We start from the raw sequence: 16089 nt of genomic DNA on the forward strand, positions 1-16089 counted from the left end.
CTCCGCAGTATCGGTAGCCGCCCCCCATAGCAACGTTGCCAACCCAGTTACCTAACCTCATAGCTTCTAGGCGTGCGTAATCTGATTTGGCATACCTCATGAATGCTCAGGGAGATAAAAGCTAACCAGGGGAGCAGGCTTTCCTCTACTCTCGAAGGCGTTGGTTCACTTTATTTATTGCTCTCGTTCTGTTCAACCAGAGTAAAACGCCGACAACTCCCAGACTGAACAGCGACATACAATAAAGTGCGTAAAATGCGCCAAAGTATTGCGCCATTGCACTGGTTATACCGGTGAAAACAGTGGCGGTCAGTACCTGCACACGCCATGATATCGCACTGGCTTTTGCCACCTGGGTTTGTGGGAAGTTCCTCAAAAGACCAAACGTACCCAAAGCAAATACAATATTCGATGCCATATGTGCACCGAAGATAAGAACCAGTCCGATGTATCGATACCCGGCAGAGAGTGGTAATAAAAAATAGCTTCCAATAAATAAACTCAGACAGGTCAGTAACAACCTATTATTAGCGGCATACTGCTGCAATTTACTGGCATCAAGCATCAGCGGCCCGCAGAGCTGACCAAGACTTCGTGCAAAAAGTAGCGGCAAGGCCAGCCCGGCAGAATCTTCAGGCCTTATTTCTTGCGCCAGTGCAGGTAAAAGTGCCATTGCGGGTGACCCCACCGCGGCAAGCGCGGGTAACAGCATAATACTTCTTTTTTGCAAGGGTGATATGACGCGCCAGAGGGATTCCCGTCTGACCGGCGTAGCCTCTGTTGGCCGGTGTGCTTCGCCGCAAAAAAAAGCGGCAGATATCATAAGCAGAATCGCAGAAGCCGTAAAACTTAGCGCATCAATGGCAAGCAGATGCAGCGGAGGAATCAGGCCAAAAAGCAAAACACCGAGGCCAGTCCCCAACAACACCTGTGAAGCAAAAATGATGGTTTCCATGGCCGTTGCAGCCGGGAGTTCATCATGGCGCAATCCGCGTTTGAATAGTAACGTCAGCGCCGGGTAGCTTATGCCGCTGAGCAGAGCCTCTATGCACTGCACGACCAGCAGCGCCGGTACATGATGATGCAGCAAGCCATATATGGGAAAAACAAGCGCAAACAGACCCGATATTTCGGTAAAAATCAGGATCCGCAGTGGTGACGTTTTCTTACATAGTATCTCGCCCCAGATGCTGCCAATAAAGCTAGGTAGCATCGACAGCATATACACAATGGTAAGTGTCGCAGGAGAAGCATGCCAGTGTAAAAGCTGACCGAAGATAATGACCTGAGTAAGCCCATTGCCCAACGATGACAGGATATAGGCAAACCCAAGGAAACGAAGCCAGCGGTGGCTACGAAGCGCACCAATAAGCGCAAACAGCAACGTGTTCATAAAGAAAGGTTCTCATCTTAAATAACAGAAGCCCACGCAGCCCACGGCAACGCGGAAAATAAGCACTGTTAAAAGAGAAAACCTTTACATCGGAAACGGTACCCTGCCTGTAATCGATACAATACCTTAACATATAAAGTACCCTTGAAGTTGAATGTCCGCGAATCGCTCACTGCGAACCTTCAACCCAGTTGGTTTGCCCGCTTCATGCTAAAAGCGAATGTTGATAATTTAACGAGTACGAGTGTGATGGCAATTCCGGGTTACCGACTGGTTACCCGGAAAGAGAATTAAAGTGGTGAGAAAGCCTCAACGACATGCTGGAAAACGTAAGGATCAGAAAGGCGTTCATACTCTTCGTCATCCGGGTAGGTGACAGCCACATGATAGTTTTCCTCGGAAAATAAACCTTTCTATTAGTATGTGTTTATTTACCCTGAAGCGTCAGTCGTTCTTTTTTCACCCAACAACAATAAGATTTATCTTGCTTCAAATAGCAGCATCAACTTTTTTCAATCAATTTTAAAAAATAAAAACTCCCCAACGCATTGATTCCAATCACTTAATACATGACTGAAATTATTACTTTAATAATTACGCAACATATATAAATGACAGGATAACTAAATTATACTTCTGCAACATCCGGTAGAGAGGTGAGAGTAAAATGCGGTTAATTGTCATGTTGTTAAGCTTTGTCGTCGCCACGCAGGCCTGGGCGGGTGAACTTGCCAAACCCACCGGCAAGGTGCTTTTAACGATGTCCGGGAATATCGAGAATAAAAATGCAGGCGAGAAAGCCGTTTTTGATCTCGCCAGCCTTGAGAAATTGGGTACCGTCACCTTCCAGACCACCACGCCCTGGTATAATGGCCGCACAACATTTACGGGTATACCGCTGCAAAAGCTGATGGACTACGTCGGAGCAAAAGGGTCTGTAGTAAAAGTCACGGCGCTCAACGACTACACGACCATTATCCCACTCAGTGATTTCAAAAAATACAATGTTATCCTTGCGGTTAAAGTCAACGGAGAATATATGCGTATCCGCGACAAAGGCCCATTATTCATTGTGTATCCTTATGACAGCATCCCTGAACTGAATAACCAGGTCTATTATTCAAGGTCAGCATGGCAGGTCAGCAGAATGAGTATTGAGTAAGGGTTCAGAAAAGCATTATGAACAGAATACTGGCTGGCATTATCTTCACCCTTTTTATCGCTACCGGGTATGTCTCTTACCTGGTGCATGAGAGGCAACAGGAGCTACAGAGTCTGACGCACTACGCCAACTCGTGGTCTGCCGCGCAGGTGGTATCTGAATACTATCGATTTGAGTCATCGGTCGGTCTTTACGCTATCGATGAATCGATGACGCTCGATGAGGTGCGCCTTCGCCTCGATATCATGCTCAGCCAGAGCGACTTACTAAAAGAAGGTGATTTAGCGCATTATATTGAAAGCAATAAAGCGCATAGTGACCTGGCCCTGAAGCTTGAAAACACCCTTAAATATCTGGACGTTCATCTTGAGACTATGAATCGTCCAGAACTTCAGGCTTATCTGAAAACCATGCATACGCTTGATGTACCGCTCAGTCGTTTTTCATCCGGAGCATTAGACAAAGACGTTAACTCGGTGAATATCGCCAACCTCAAAATTCAGACGCTGTACTATGTGTATTCCACGACGTCCGTACTGCTGATAATACTGAGCGCCATCCTCGGCATGCTGAGCTTTGTGCAGAATAGAAATATCCTCAAGGCGCACCGTCAGGTTAAGAGCCTGGCAGAAGAGCTGCAGAAGTCGAAAGAAAAGCTACAAACCCAGAATGCCAAACTAGAGTATGACGTTTACCATGACTCTCTTACCGAGATGAACAACCGTCAGCTATTCTGGTGGAATTTAAATAACACTATCGAGATCGCGGAAAAGTACCATGACTCGGTCACGGTGATGCTGTTTGATTTAGACCGATTTAAAGAGATCAATGACACCTACGGTCATGATGCCGGGGATATGTTATTACGGCAGATTTCCGAAAGGCTGATGTCGTTGAAATTTAGTTCGGATACGCTTTATCGCCTGGGAGGCGATGAATTTGCCTTTCTCGCGCGAGGTCTGACGGAGAGCAGCGCGGTTTCGCGCGCCCAGAAAATATGCGATGTCATTAACCAGACCTACACGATTTATAACGCGATTATTAATATCACCACCTGTGTGGGCATTGTTATCTCAGACACTGAACGCCGCTCCGACTATCTTTACAAGTTCGCCGATCTGGCACTCTATGAAGCGAAAAATGCCGGTACCGGGAAGATAAAAGTCTTCCGCCAACGCATGCTGGACCAGCTGCAGGAAACCAGAACGCTTGAGCACGATATGGCGCTGGCCTTAGCGAATAAAGAATTCGTGGTCTATTACCAACCGATTGTCGACTCGTTCAGCCGGGAAATTTACAGCTATGAAGCCCTTATTCGCTGGATTCATCCGCGTAAAGGCCTTATGTCGCCGGATAGCTTTATTCCGGTTGCTGAAAAAACAGGCATGATTAACGAAATGGGCAAGCTGGTGCTCGAAATGGCCTGTCGGGAAGCGGCCTTCTGGGCGGTTCCGGCTAAAATTTCAGTTAACGTCTCGCCGGTGCAGTTGAGCTGCAAAGGCTTTGTGGGAATCGTACTGTCCATTTTGAAAGAGACCGGGCTTTCGGCCGATCGTCTTGAACTGGAAGTGACCGAATCTGCCCTCTTTACCGAGAGCAGTACGCCGATGAATACCCTTAACAAACTCAGAGCCCTGGGCGTGAAAATCTCCATCGATGATTTTGGCACCGGCTACTCTTCCCTGGCGCGGTTGAGCCGCCTTTCCTTCGATAAAATCAAAATTGACAAGTCCTTTGTCCATTCGATATCGACGCAAGAAGATGCGCTAAATATCATTAAACTCATCACCGGGATGGCGAAATCCCTCAACATGAAGGCGGTGGCGGAAGGCGTTGAAACGCAGGAACAGCTGGAAAACCTTCAGGCTTTGGGATGCGACTTCGCGCAGGGCTATTTGTTTAGCAAGCCTCAACCTTATGTTGATGGCAGAATCCGCTACGGATAGTGCGCGTAACGTAGCCCGGCCGAACAACGCGACGCCGGGGCCCGTTCGGAACCCGGCGCACGCTCCCCATTAAATCTGCGCCAGCCCGCCATCAACATAGATTTCTGCGGCATTAATAAAGCTCGCGTCGTCGGAAGCCAGGAAAGCGACGGTTTTCGCCACCTCTTCCGGTTCCCCCAGACGGCCCAGCGGCACCCCAGCAGCCAGCGCATCAAACAGCCCCTGTCGATGTTCTTCCGCCACCAGTCCGCCGAGACCCGGCGTGCGGACCGGGCCTGGGCTGACCACATTCACCCGAATACCACGCCCCTGCAGGTCAAGCGCCCATGAGCGCGCCAGATTGCGCACCGCGGCCTTGCTGGCGCTGTACACGCTGAAGTTAGCGGTCCCTTTCACCGCGGCGGTTGAACCGGTCAGGATAACCGACGCCCCCTGAGTCAGCAGCGGCAGCGCCTTCTGCACGGTGAACAGCACGCCGCGCACGTTGGTGCCAAAAATACGGTCGAAATGTTCTTCAGTAATCGCCCCCAGCGGCATCATGTCGCCGCCACCGGCGTTGGCGAACAAGATATCCAGTCTGCCCGATTCACTGGCGATGGTAGCAAACACGGTATCAAGGTCGCTCAGGGCGGAAGCGTCAGCGCGAATGCCTTTCGCCGACGGCCCGATTAAGGCCACTGCGGCATCAAGCTCTTCCTGGCGACGACCGGTGATGTACACTTTCGCGCCCTGCGCAGCCAGTTCCTGTGCCGAAGCCAGGCCAATCCCCGTGCTACCGCCGGTAACCAATGCAATTTTCTCCGCTAATTTTTTGCTCATGATGCACATCCTTAAAATAGGTTAATAGAATCATTTACTTGCAGCGATTAACTGACTGCTAAGCTCGGAAATCACTCTAGCGTGCATCACATAGGCAGAAAAATAGGGCAAAATGAAAAACACTATTCACCTGCATGAATAATGGCAACCAATTACCGGGGAAAAACGAATAATGGACCAATTTCTAGCCCTCAAAGTTTTTACTCGCGTGGTCGAGGCCAACAGCTTTACCCGCGCGGCGGACTCGCTGAACATGCCAAATGCCACCCTCAGCAAAACGATTCAACTGCTGGAAGCTCATCTCGGCACTCGCCTGCTGCAGCGCACCACACGGCGGATTACCGTCACGCCGGAAGGGCTGGAATACTATGAAAAGGCGCGTCAGCTTTTAGCGGATCTGGAAGCGATCGATAGCGCGTTTAACACCTCCAGCACCAAGCCCAAAGGCCATCTGCGCATCGCCGTTGGCGGTTCCACCGCGCGGGATGTGCTGATTCCACTGCTGGCCGAGTTTATGGTCAGCTACCCGGATATCCGCATCGACCTGCTGGTCGCCGATAAACCCTCGGATCTGATCGGCGGCAATATCGACTGCGCAATTCGCGGCGGGCCGATGGAAGACTCCACGCTTATCGCCCGAAAACTTGGCGAAGCGGCGCTCATCACCTGCGCCACCCCCGGCTATCTTAAACGCTGTGGTACGCCCGCCTACCCGGACGAACTGAAGAACGGGCATCGGCTGATCAGCTATTTATCGCCTGCCAGCGGGCGAGCGTTCCCGTTCCGCTTTAGGCAGGATGGTCAACCGATTGAGATAAAGGCCGAGCACCACCTCGGCATCAATGAGAGCAACGCCCACATCGCCGCCGCCCAGGCGGGTCTCGGTATTGTGCAGACGTTTTCTTATTCGCTGCGCCAGGCGTTAGCCAGCGGGGAGTTAGTGGAGATTTTAAGCGAGTGGCGTCCGGCCCCCTATCCTTTCCACGTGGTCTACGCGCAGAACCGCTATGTTCCATCGCGACTGCGGGTTTTTACCACCTGGCTGCAGGAGGCCTTCCCGGCGGCGCTCAACGTGTAGCACAGAAGGCGGTTTGTCGTCGGTTAGCGAAATAAGAAGCGAAGTTCTATGAGTGGCATCAAAAGTAAAAAACAACAGGCATGATAATTAAATATAGTGTATTCCTGAGGGGAAATAACTTCATCTGACAAGTCAGTAGAATAATATGATGCATCATATATTAGCGATAAATATTATCTCTACGTAATGCATAGATAGTGACTTCGGAAAAAACGTTCATTCATTGTCATCCTATCGTTATAACTTCATCTAACAACATCATCACCCCTTAAATTTATATATAAACAATTATAATAATTAATTTTTTTGGATGCGAACTATACTTCCAGAAGCTTTCGGTATCGTTAGTACCACAGAGTCGGACACACTGCTAAATACCGGGATGCACTATACCTCGAATTTTATTCCAGCACAGGAATGTATAATGAAACTCCGCGTCGCTACATCCGCTATTCTACTGGCATTGTTCTTCTCTCATACAGCAACCGCTGCTGATGCGCCGCTGTCGCCGTTAATGAAACAACTCAATAATGGTAATTGGCTCCCTCAACAGGAAGCCCAGTCGCTCAGCGACGATCTCTATTACCAGGATGCCATTCAGGCCTATATTCAAACGCTACCGTTGCTGAACACTATTGGATTACGTGACGGTTCCGAAGCTGCCTTCGGTAAAGGCTATAATATTCTACCTATCTGGAAAGAACGCATGGATAGCCGCGCGGTGGTTCCAACGCCTAACGGTGATGTTATCTATTCCATGAGCTATCTGAATTTAAAAGAAACTGGCCCGCTGGTCGTCAAAGCTCCGCCAAACGTTATTGGCATGTTCACCGACTTTTTCCAGAAAACGATTACCGACGTTGGCGCAATTGGCCCAGATCGTGCGCGTGGCGGGCTCTATTTGTTGCTTCCTCCGGATTACGATGGCCCGGTGCCACAGGGTTATTACGCCTTTAAATCATCAACCAATAACGTATTCCTCTTCTTCAGAACCATTATGGGTAAAGGTGACGCGAAACCCGACCCAACACCTGCCGTCGAAAATGCTGAAACAACGCGTATTTATCCGCTGTGGGATGTAGAAAAAGAGGTTAAGCCAATGCAGTTCCCGGACGCTAGCGGTAAGCGTGTGAATATGATGTATCCAACCGACGCCAGCTATTGGCAGAAGCTCAAAGCGTTTGTCGATGATGAACCGTTAACCGCAATACCTGATGCTACCCGCAGCGCATTGCTCAGCATTGGTATCGTAAAAGGTAAACCTTTCAACCCAACGGCAAAGCAGCAAGAAATGCTCACTAAAGCTGTAGAAACGGCGCCTCGGATGATCCTTGCACGTCGCCAGGTGGGACGAGACGATCAGCGCCAGCTTTACTACAAAGACAGACAGTGGGAAAACTCCTGGGCGGGCGCCACTGCCGAATGGATGCAGTACGGAACACTCGATGCTAACCAGCGCGCCGCCTTCTTCCAGATTGCCTACTCCAGCGCTGCGGCAATGGTTATGCATACGACTGGAGCAGGTTCTAAATATCCTTACGCCACTAAAGATAATGCTGGTAAATTCCTGGACGGCAGTAATACCTACAAGCTGCATCTCCCGCCGAACCCACCTGCGGCGCTGTTCTGGGCGGTTACGGCGTACAACATTACCGATGGCACTATGCCGGAAACCGATCAGCTCCTTCCCTCAACTAACGGCTATTACAACATTCCAAAAAACAAAGACGGCTCTATTGATCTCTGGTTTGGCCCCAACAAACCGGACGGCGTCGCGGATAGCGCATTTATTAAAACGGTGCCCGATCGCAATTTCCTCGTGGCCTTACGCCTCTACGGGACCGAAGACGGCTTCTACGATCAGACCTGGGTTCCTGACGACCTCGTTCAGACCAACAAATAAGAGTGAGAAACAGGATGAAAATGAGATACCTGGCACTGTTTACCGCCTTCACGATAAGTGCTAGCGCGGCTGCGCAAACGGCGCCGCTTACCATTCCGCACCCGACTAAATTTGCCCAGCTAACCCAACCATCCGCCGATGTTACGATGCCGGAAGCTTACGTTAAGGCCATCGCGCAGCAGGCCTACCTCTGGGGCTGGCCAATGGTCAATCAGTTCAATCGCCGAGAAACGATCACCAAAGCGCCTTACCCTGCTCTCAACGGCGGGATGGTGCCGGTGGCCCCAATGGATCAGCTGAGCATGCTGACTGACTACATCAAACCTGAGGAAACCTTTGTCACCTGCCCAAACCAGGACGTCGCCTACGGGCTTGGTTTCTTTGAACTGGATAAAGGACCGATCGTTATTCAGGTTCCTGATTTTAAAGATCGTTTCTGGGTTTACGCCATCTATGACGCCCGAACGAACCAGGTGGGTAATATCGGCAAGCCTTATGCCACCAGACCGGGCTTCTATCTGCTGGTCGGCCCAAACTGGAAGGGCGAAATGCCGAAAGGATTTAACGGGGTTATCCGTTCATCAACAGAAATGGCTAACATTATTCCACGCATCCAGATGGACGACACCGTGGAAGACCGAAAGGCCATCCAGGCACCAATCAAAGAAGTGATGACCTACCCGCTAAGCCAGTTTAACGGCAAAATGAAATCCTTCGACTATGCCAATATTCCGGCCATCGGCGATAAACCCGATGCCAGCGCAGGTGAAACTAAATGGGTCGTACCTGAAAAATTCTTCGATCAGCTAGCGAACGTCCTGGATAAAGTGCCACCATTACCCGGCGAAAATGCCATGTACGCCCAGTATCGCCATCTGATTAAAGCGGGGCAGAAAAACCCGGAAGTCCGCAAATGGATGGATGAAGCCGCGGTCGAAACGGATAAAACAGTGATCGCCGAGTTCTTTAAGTGGAAAAATAACGGCGTTCCGGCGGGGAACGGTTGGAACCGCTCGAAGAACAACGCAGAGTTCGGCATCGATTACTACAACCGTACCGGCACTGCTAAATCGAACATGTTCGATAATAAACCGAATGAAACCCAGTATTTCTATACTGACGACGATGGCGCTGGAGCACAATTATCAGGCGACCACAGCTATACGGTGACCTTCCCGAAAGGCGAACTTCCGCCGGTCAAAGGCTTCTGGTCATTAACGCTGTATAACAGTAAACATCTATTCAGCTCCAATGCATTGAACCGCTATTCGCTTGGCACTAAAAACAAGGATCTCAAGTTCAACGAGGACGGCTCGCTGACGCTCTACATCAGCAAAACCCGACCAGCTGAGGAGAAGATCAACAACTGGCTTCCCGCGCCTGATGGAACGTTCTCGCTCTATATTCGCGCCTACTGGGGTGAAAAACCGATTCTGGATGGCAGCTGGCAGCCACCGAAAATTGAGACAGCGAAATAACAAAAGCGATGTGTGCCCTGTCTTTGACAGGGCACACGGTTTGACTACTCGCTGAAAAGCGGATACCAACGATATGACGAAAACGAACGGCGATGTTAGCTGCTACAGCGACTGCTCAAGCTCGCTCAAAAACTGGGCGATAACCTGTTCGTTGCGCTTGAAATAGGTCCAGGTAGCGACTCTTTTGCTGGTCAACAGCCCGGCTTTTTGCAGCTTGCTGAGGTGTGAAGAGATGGTCGGCTGCGACAGCGCCGTTTTTTCCTGGATAAAGCTGGCGCAGACGCCGTCCTGCTGCGGGTCCAGCAGATGCGGATACCCGGCAAAATGCGCAGCGGGGTCACGCAGCCAATGCAGGATCTCCCGGCGGGTCGGGTTGGAAATCGCTTTCAGAATATCGTCAGTATTTAGCGGCATCAGGCTGGCTACGGTAATGGAGTTGGACGGTACATTAGGCAGCGCGCCGTTAAATGTCAATGCGGGCGACGGATGCCGCCCGCAGACCACTTAGCTCGCGCTGTACGTTGGGTAGTCGGTGTAGCCAACAGCACTACCGCCAAACAGCGTGTTACGGTCCGCCGGGTTCAGCGGCCAGCCGTTGGCAAGACGCGCGGGCAGATCCGGGTTGGCGATAAACGTACGGCCAAAACCGAACAAATCCGCCAGCCCGGCTTGCTGCATCCGCGTCGCCTTCTCGGCGGTATATTTCCCGGCATACATCAGCACCCCGTCGAAGGTCTCACGCAGCGCACGGCAGAATTCTGCCGGCAGGTCAGGCGCATTATCCCAGTCCGCTTCGGCGATGGAGAGATAGGCAATCTCCAGTTGGTTGAGCTGTTTTGCTGCTTCGATATAGGTGGTAAACGGGTCCGGCTCCACCAGCCCGAGGTAAACACGGTCTTCCGATGTGCTTTCGAACAGCGGTGCAAAGCGCACCCCAACGCGTTCTTTGCCGACAACCCCAATCACCGCCTGAGTCACTTCGCGCAGAAAACGCAGTCGGTTATCCAGCGAGCCACCGTAGACGTCGTCGCGCTGGTTGGTATGCACCGACATAAACTGGTTAATCAGATAGCCGTTAGCGGCATGCAGCTCAATGCCATCAAAGCCCGCCGCCATCGCATTGCGCGCGGCGGTCGCGTACAGCGCCACCAGCTCACGGACTTCATCGGTGCTCAGCGCACGCGGTGCAGACGGCTCTGCCAGCGCCCCTGTACCCGGCCCGGTTTCAATAAACACTTTCACATTGGTCGCCGGAATCGCCGACGGCGCCACGGGCGCGCCTTCTCCCGGCTGCAGAGAGGTATGAGAAACCCGCCCCACGTGCCAGAGCTGGGCAAAAATCACGCCGCCCTGCTGGTGCACCCGCTCGGTGACTTTTTTCCAACCCGCTATCTGCTCTGGTGTGTAGATACCCGGCGTCCAGGCATAGCCCTGACCACGCGGTTCAATCTGCGTCCCTTCGCTGACCATAAATCCGGCGCTGCTGCGCTGTGCGTAATATTCCGCCATCAGATCGTTGGCAACGTTACCCGGCTGGCTGCTGCGTGAGCGCGTCAGCGGCGGCAGCGCAATGCGATTTTTCAGCGTGAAGGCACCCAGAGTTAACGGGGTAAAAAGTGCAGTATTTTCCATGACATATTCCATCTTGATAGGCGCTCTGGCAGGCAACGCTGCCTGCCGGTGATGGAACAAAGCCTATTCTCAATATAGATACATTGCAATATTTATATATTTCGATATTTGAATTTACTGCAGCGACGCTTCAGGTGCGCAACGGTAAACCAGCCCGGTCGCCACCGCATTACGCGGCCCCTCCGTACCGCGAATATTCCCCTGCCCGGCCACCACGCCGTAGTGCGATAAGGCATCGGTGATAAGCTGCGGCAGCTCAAAATCAAGCGACGACCCACCCACCAGCACGACAAACGCAATCTCACGAATATTGCCGCCGGGGGAGACCAGCCGCAGCGCCCGCAGGCAGTTGGTGACAAACACTTTCTCTTTCGCCTGACGCCGTACCCGGCGAATTTTCTCCAGCGAGGTCTGGCTCTCAATCGGCACCAGCGTGCCCTCTTTGATATACACCACCCTAGCAAATACCGCCGGGCTGAGCGGCTCGCGGAAAAACTCCACGCTGCCGTTCTCATGGCGCAGGCTAAACAGACTTTCTACTTTAGCCAGCGGGTACTTTTTGATCTCCTCCGCCAGGTGCAGGTCGCTGAGCCCAAGCTCGGTTTTGATAAGCAGGCTGACCATATTGCCTGCCCCTGCCAGATGCACGGCGTTGATCTGCCCGGCGGCGTTGATCGTTGCCGCATCCGTGGAGCCTGCCCCGAGGTCGAGGATGGCCAACGGCGTGTCGCTACCGGGCGTGGTTAGCGCACCGGTAATCGCCATATTGGCCTCCACGCCCCCCACCTCTACTTGCGTCGCTAAGCGCTGGCTCAGTTCACGGGCAATCACCTCCATTTGCAGGCGATCGGATTTCACCATCGCGGCAATGCCCACCGCATTCTCCATCGAGAACTCGTCGGCCAGACCACCCTGGACCTTGCAGGGAATAAAGGTGTCCACCGCCAGTAAATCCTGGATAAACACCTCGTCGGCGCCGTGGCCGCTAAGCGATGCCATCACCTGACGCACCCGCTCCAGCATCCCCCCGGCGTGAGTGCCCGGTTCACCGCGAATATCGCGGACCGGCGCGCACCCGGCGACCGCCTGCATAATCGCCTCGGCACCGCTGGCTACATCAGCCTGAACGCTGCGCTTCTCACCGCACACCGTAATATGCCCCGCCGGGATCACCCGCGACTTCACGTCCCCCTGTGGCGTTTTGAGCACTACCGCCGAACGGTTGCCGATAAGCGCTCGGGCCACCGGCACAATCATCCGCGTTTCATCCGGGGTGAGATGAAACCAGGTGGCGATGCCGTAGGGGTTCGACAACAGCGAGATAACCTGCCCGGTGGGCGCTACCTCCACCGCCGCCAGCACCCCTTCCGGCACCTGGTCAATCAGCGTGACTTCATCGACAATCGGCAGGGTTCGCTGCAGACGATTATGGATAAGCACCCCGTCATCCTGCTGGAGGATCACCGCCACCACGTTAATGCCGCGCGCCAGCGCCTCGTTCAACTGCCAGGCCGCGTCCATAAAATCCACCTCGCGGTCCACCAGCGGGATCCAGCCGCTGGCGTACTGGTCAGGCGTCAGCGCATCGAGGTTTGCCAGACGAACCGTGGTGCCAACCCCCAGCCCCTGCCCACCGGGCGTTTGCGGGTTATGACCAATCATCGTTGATTCGGTGATAATGGTTTCGGTAATGGTTTCCATCGCCACATCGCCAATCACCGGCGCGGCCTCGTTAAGGCAGACCCGCGTCACCTCCCGCTGATGCCTGCCCGCCTTCTCCAGCGCCTGCTGAAGTGAGGCCATTACGCCGCTGATGTTATCCCGCGTCCCTTTGGTGCCGGTGGTGGACACAATGCCGCTCGAGAGAAAGCGTTTCCCCTGGTCGGTTAGCTCCGCCAGCGCGACCTCCGTGGTGGCATTGCCAATATCAATGCCCGCAATCAATGCCATCGTCTGCTACCCCTATACGTCCTGTTTGCGCAGCTTATCGCGCTGGCGATAAACCTCGGCTGACTCGCGGATAAACGCGGCGTTGATCGTCGCCTGGTACTGGGTTTCCAGCTCATCGGCAATCGCCAGCAGCTCTTCCACAGTGGAACGATACGGGCGTAGCGCATTATAAATTTCGAGGATCCGGCTATCGGGAATGGCGATAAGCTCTCCCGCCCGGCGTAGGTTGCGGGCGATAGCGTGGCGATGCATCTGCTCGGCAATCTGCGCCTGGTACTCCAGGGTCTCACGCGAAATACGCACATCCTTCGGCCCAATTTTCCCAGCGAGCACGTTTTCCAGCGTAATATCGGTCAGCGGTTTGCCGGTTGGAGTTTGAATACGCTCTGGGCTGCGGGTGGCCAGCGGGTAATCCGCGGCGGTCATCGTGGTATAAGCGGTCATTTTTCCTCCCGGATAATCTCGATATTCAGGGTGACGGGTTTGGCATCCGGCACCACATGTTTGGTCTCTTTGATATGAAACAGCGCCGCCTTGGCCATAAATTTCGGCCTGACCATCTGGTCATTGACCACCGGCACCGGCGATGGCGACTCTTTGCGGGCATAGCGGGCTGCGTTTTTGCCAATCTGGCGGTAGGTCTCGAGGGTCAGCAGCGGTGCCTGGGAGAACAGCTCAAGGTTACTGAGCGGCAGTAAATCGCGCTGATGAATCACCGTCGTCCCTTTGGACTGAATGCCGATACCGATGCCGGAACCACTGAGGTTGGCGGCATCCCAGGACATAAACGAGACATCAGAGGTGCGCAGGATCCGCACCACTCTGGCATGAAGCCCCTCTTCTTCGACCCCGGCCACCAGCTCTTTGATGATCGCCTTGTGCGGCATGTCGATCAGCGTTTTATGCTGAAACTTATCGAACGCTGGCCCCACGCCAATCACCACTTCATCGGCCCGTTCACCGACGCGTGCCGTCCCGCTCTCCACCAGCTTCAGGGTGAATACCGGCGCTTTTTTCTGTGTTGTTTCCATGCTGTTGCCCCGCTTACTCAATGCTGTCCGGCTGGATCACCGTGGCGATGTTCTTAATCTCTTCCCAACGTTCCGGGGAGAGTCGATAGCCCGTGCCTGGGCCCTGGTAATCATTGACGTCGTTCACCGCGCTCACCACTTCAAAGTCGCGGTCAAGAATGGCGGAGGTTTGCAGATAATCCCCGGTAACGCGCTGGCGCAGCATGTTGAGAATATTGTCTGCCACATCATCAAAACCGTTTACGCTCAGCGCCTTGACGATATCCAGCCCGGTAATCTCGCGCTTCATCATCTCTTCCACCGCACTGAGGTCTTCCACCACATTGCGCGGCGGCATGTCTTTACTGCCGTGGGCGTAGGTCGCCGCCGTGACCTCTTCATCGCTGACCGGCGGCAGCCCCAGTTCGCGGAATACCGCTTGCACGGCGCGGGCCGCTTTGTTGCGAATGGCAATGGTCTCTGCTTCCGACACCGGGCGCAGGCCGCCGTCGACCATCAGGTCACGCTGCAAAATGTTGTAATCATCGAAGTCTTCGGCGTCGAAGTTCGACCCGGCAAACATGTTGTCGTAGTTCGGCACCGCGCTATAGCCGGAGAAGATAAAGTCGGTTCCCGGCAGCATCTGCATCAGGGTGCGCGCCGTGCGGCGAATATCGGAATGGGAGAAAGTCTGGTCATTAGCGGAGGCCACCTCCAGATCGAGCATTGAGGCAATCAGGTTTTCGGCCAGCACCGCACGAATGCCCGACGGCACCGCACCGGTCATGCCGATACAGCTCACGGCACCGTTTTGCAGCCCCTGTACGCCCGCGCCTTTGGTGATAAAGATGCAGCGCGACTCCAGATACAGCATGGATTTGCTTTCGGAATAGCCCATCAGCGCCTCGGAACCGGTGCCTGAGGTGTAGCGCATTTTCAGGCCGCGAGAAGCGTAGGCCGAGGCAAGGAAGGCTTTCGACCACGGGGTGTCGTCGCCGTCGGTAAACACCGCTTCGGTGCCGTACACCGACACGGTTTCCGCATAGCTGGTTAAGCCGCGCATCCCCAACTCGAGTTCCGTTGCCTCTTCTACCGAACACTGGGTTAATACCCCCGGGCGGCCGGACTGCGAGCCGACCAGCAGCGCTAGGGCGTTAAACGGCGCGTAGCGGGCAATCCCGACGGTGGTTTCCTGTTCGGAGAAGCCACGGATCCCCGCCTCTGCCGCATCGGCGGCGATTTGTACCGGGTTGTCCTTCAGGTTGGTGACGTGACACTGGTTCGACGGCGTGCGGCGGGCGCGCATTTTTTGCAGCGCCATCATCATCTCCACGACGTTCATATGGGCCATCACTTCGACCGCTTTCGCCGGGGTGATCGCCGTGGTGATTTTCACAATCTCGGCGCGGCTGATGTTGATATCCACCAGCATGCGCGAAATGGTTAAGGCGTCGAGCGCCATCGCGCGTTCCGTTTCCGCCACGTTAATGCCGTAGTCGGCGATAAACCGGTCAATCATGTCAAACTCGGCTCGGGTTTTACCGTCCAACTCCACAATGCGGCCGTTTTCAACCTTTACCGAGGAGGGCGGGTCCCACGGGCTTTCCATCGCTATCAGCCCCTCTTCGGGCCATTCTCCAATCAGGCCATCATGGTTAACCGGCCGCTTTTCGAGGACTTCGAATCGTTTTGATCGTCTCATATTGCTCAGGCTCGTA

At 53.7% G+C, this 16089-nt stretch carries 13 protein-coding genes and 1 pseudogene; 5 read left to right on the forward strand and 9 right to left on the reverse strand.

Annotation, left to right across the window (positions count from 1 at the left end; translation table 11 throughout):
* Window positions 1–145: 145 nt before the first annotated feature.
* Window positions 146–1393 carry an MFS transporter gene (locus AB2B48_RS08050; protein WP_368301488.1) on the reverse strand — a complete coding sequence of 416 codons (1248 nt, stop codon included), beginning with the start codon at window positions 1391–1393 and terminating at the stop codon, window positions 146–148.
* Between the two features lie 290 nt (window positions 1394–1683).
* Window positions 1684–1797 (reverse strand): annotated as a pseudogene (locus AB2B48_RS08055) (hypothetical protein); the annotation flags it as partial.
* Window positions 1798–2060: 263 nt separating this feature from the next.
* Between AB2B48_RS08055 and AB2B48_RS08060 the strand changes: the two are divergent.
* Together AB2B48_RS08060 and AB2B48_RS08065 are read left to right on the forward strand one after the other, a co-directional pair.
* On the forward strand, window positions 2061–2555 hold the full coding sequence (locus AB2B48_RS08060; RefSeq protein WP_368301489.1) for a molybdopterin-dependent oxidoreductase: 495 nt from the start codon (window positions 2061–2063) through the stop codon (window positions 2553–2555).
* A 17-nt stretch (window positions 2556–2572) separates the two neighbouring features.
* The gene (locus AB2B48_RS08065) at window positions 2573–4501 is read left to right on the forward strand and encodes a putative bifunctional diguanylate cyclase/phosphodiesterase (RefSeq protein WP_368301490.1); all 1929 of its coding nucleotides are present in this window, start codon (window positions 2573–2575) and stop codon (window positions 4499–4501) included.
* Between the two features lie 69 nt (window positions 4502–4570).
* Here AB2B48_RS08065 and AB2B48_RS08070 read toward each other — a convergent pair whose 3' ends face one another.
* On the reverse strand, window positions 4571–5320 hold the full coding sequence (locus tag AB2B48_RS08070) for an SDR family NAD(P)-dependent oxidoreductase (protein WP_333010495.1): 750 nt from the start codon (window positions 5318–5320) through the stop codon (window positions 4571–4573).
* A gap of 172 nt (window positions 5321–5492) precedes the next feature.
* On the opposite strand from AB2B48_RS08070, the gene AB2B48_RS08075 reads away from it, so the two are divergent.
* From AB2B48_RS08075 to AB2B48_RS08085, 3 genes are all read left to right on the forward strand, one after another.
* Entirely contained in the window at window positions 5493–6398 is a 906-nt protein-coding gene (locus tag AB2B48_RS08075; protein WP_185667744.1) for a LysR family transcriptional regulator, read from the forward strand.
* 424 nt (window positions 6399–6822) lie between these two features.
* A complete protein-coding gene (locus AB2B48_RS08080) occupies window positions 6823–8301 on the forward strand; it encodes a DUF1254 domain-containing protein (protein ID WP_368301491.1) in 1479 nt (492 codons plus the stop codon).
* Window positions 8302–8315: 14 nt separating this feature from the next.
* The gene (locus AB2B48_RS08085) at window positions 8316–9779 is read left to right on the forward strand and encodes a DUF1254 domain-containing protein (RefSeq protein ID WP_368301492.1); all 1464 of its coding nucleotides are present in this window, start codon (window positions 8316–8318) and stop codon (window positions 9777–9779) included.
* Between the two features lie 102 nt (window positions 9780–9881).
* Here the strand turns inward: AB2B48_RS08085 and AB2B48_RS08090 are convergent, their stop codons facing one another.
* The 6 genes from AB2B48_RS08090 to AB2B48_RS08115 form a co-directional block, all read right to left on the reverse strand.
* Entirely contained in the window at window positions 9882–10253 is a 372-nt protein-coding gene (locus AB2B48_RS08090) for an ArsR/SmtB family transcription factor (RefSeq protein WP_255581173.1), read from the reverse strand.
* A 30-nt stretch (window positions 10254–10283) separates the two neighbouring features.
* Window positions 10284–11411 carry an alkene reductase gene (locus tag AB2B48_RS08095; RefSeq protein ID WP_368301493.1) on the reverse strand — a complete coding sequence of 376 codons (1128 nt, stop codon included), beginning with the start codon at window positions 11409–11411 and terminating at the stop codon, window positions 10284–10286.
* Between the two features lie 114 nt (window positions 11412–11525).
* Window positions 11526–13361: a diol dehydratase reactivase subunit alpha gene (locus AB2B48_RS08100; protein ID WP_368301494.1), complete on the reverse strand. Its 1836-nt coding sequence runs from the start codon at window positions 13359–13361 to the stop codon at window positions 11526–11528.
* Between the two features lie 12 nt (window positions 13362–13373).
* The gene (locus AB2B48_RS08105) at window positions 13374–13787 is read right to left on the reverse strand and encodes a diol dehydratase small subunit (protein WP_263407165.1); all 414 of its coding nucleotides are present in this window, start codon (window positions 13785–13787) and stop codon (window positions 13374–13376) included.
* A 14-nt stretch (window positions 13788–13801) separates the two neighbouring features.
* Window positions 13802–14392 (reverse strand): propanediol/glycerol family dehydratase medium subunit, encoded by a 591-nt coding sequence (locus AB2B48_RS08110; RefSeq protein ID WP_185667739.1) that lies wholly within the window; start codon window positions 14390–14392, stop codon window positions 13802–13804.
* A gap of 13 nt (window positions 14393–14405) precedes the next feature.
* A complete protein-coding gene (locus AB2B48_RS08115) occupies window positions 14406–16073 on the reverse strand; it encodes a propanediol/glycerol family dehydratase large subunit (protein ID WP_368301495.1) in 1668 nt (555 codons plus the stop codon).
* Window positions 16074–16089 lie beyond the last annotated feature (16 nt).

Source organism: Kluyvera sichuanensis (assembly GCF_040930405.1).
Taxonomy (GTDB): Bacteria; Pseudomonadota; Gammaproteobacteria; order Enterobacterales; family Enterobacteriaceae; genus Kluyvera; species Kluyvera sichuanensis.